This is a genomic window from Mycobacterium sp. SMC-21 (assembly GCF_045310825.1).
Taxonomy (GTDB): domain Bacteria; phylum Actinomycetota; class Actinomycetes; order Mycobacteriales; family Mycobacteriaceae; genus Mycobacterium.
Genome location: NZ_JBJIAO010000102.1, coordinates 1 through 1355, shown reverse-complemented (window position 1 = coordinate 1355; position 1355 = coordinate 1). Strand labels below are relative to the sequence as shown.

The window sequence follows — 1355 nt, the reverse complement described above, 5'->3', positions numbered from 1 at the left end:
TGAATCGCCCCGAGTTTGATGCACACCTTCTTTCGAGGGAAGGTTGTTCGCATCATGCCGAAGAAGTACGACGAGGAGTTCAAGGCCCGGGCGGTGCGGTTGGTCGCTGACCATGTCGAGGAGTACGACACCCGCACGGCGTGCATCACCGCGGTCGCCAAACGGTTGGGTGTCTCCTACGAATCGCTGCGCCGCTGGATCAACCAGAGCGAGGTCGACGCCGGGGACCGGGCAGGGGTGCCCACCGACGTTGCGCGCGAGAACAGAGAGCTCAAACGTAAGAACCGTGAGCTTGAGGAAACCATCGAAATCCTCAAGGCGGCAACAAGTTTCTTCGCGCGGGAGAGCGACCCGCGACGCCGCTGATTTGTGCGTTCATCGCCGAGCATCGTGCTCGGTTCGGGGTCGCTCCGATCTGCCGCGTGCTGTCCGAGCACGGCTGCCAGATTGCCCCGAGAACGTTCTACGCCTGGCTGGCGCGGCCGCCATCGGCGCGGGCCTTGTGGGATATGGCCATTACTGAGGTGCTGGCCGGCTACTACGAACCCGACGAACACGGACACCGCAAGCCCGAGTCGTTGTACGGCGCGGTCAAGATGTGGGCCCATCTGCGCCGTCAGGGCATCGAGGTGGCCCGCTGCACGGTGGAGCGCCTCATGCGGGACAACGGGTGGCGTGGGGTGACCCGCCGTAAGAAGGTTCGCACCACCATCGCTGACCCGGCTGCCGGGCGAGCCCCGGATCTGGTGGACCGCCAGTTCCGCGTTGAGGCGCCCAACAGGTTGCTGGTAGCCGATTTCACCTACGTCAGATTGGCCGCCGGGGTGTTCGTCTACACCGCGTTCGTCATCGACGCCTACGCCGGGCGCATCGTGGGCTGGACCTGCTCAGCGGGCAAGAGTGATGCGTTCGTGCGGCGGGCAATCCGCCACGCCGCGCAACTCCGGCGTCGTGATGGTAATCCATTGTCGGGCAGCACTATTCACCACTCGGATGCGGGCTCTCAGTATACGTCGGTGCGGTTCGGGGAAACCCTGTCCTTGTCCGGATTGGTGCCCTCGATCGGATCGGTCGGCGATGCCTTCGATAACGCGTTGGCCGAGACCACCATCGGGCTGTACAAGAACGAAGCCGTCCGCGACGACTCCCCATTCCGTCGCGGACCGCTGCACCGACTGACCGACGTAGAACTGCTCACCGCCGACTGGGTCCACTGGTACAACACCGACCGGCTCATGCACCGCCTGGGCCGCATCCCACCGATCGAATACGAGACCATCTACTACGCTACGAGCACAGCCCAATCAGAGGCTGCGCACCAATAAACCGGTGTGCATCAAACTCGGGGCGGTTCA

General features: G+C 63.8%; 1 protein-coding gene. It reads left to right on the top strand.

The features are described from left to right. Window positions 1–54 precede the first annotated feature (54 nt). Window positions 55–1325 (top strand): IS3 family transposase gene (locus tag ACJH6H_RS29710; protein WP_406776389.1). Its coding sequence is split into 2 segments (ribosomal slippage): window positions 55–328 and window positions 328–1325, totalling 1272 coding nucleotides; the frame shifts between segments, so codons are not numbered across the junction. Window positions 1326–1355 lie beyond the last annotated feature (30 nt).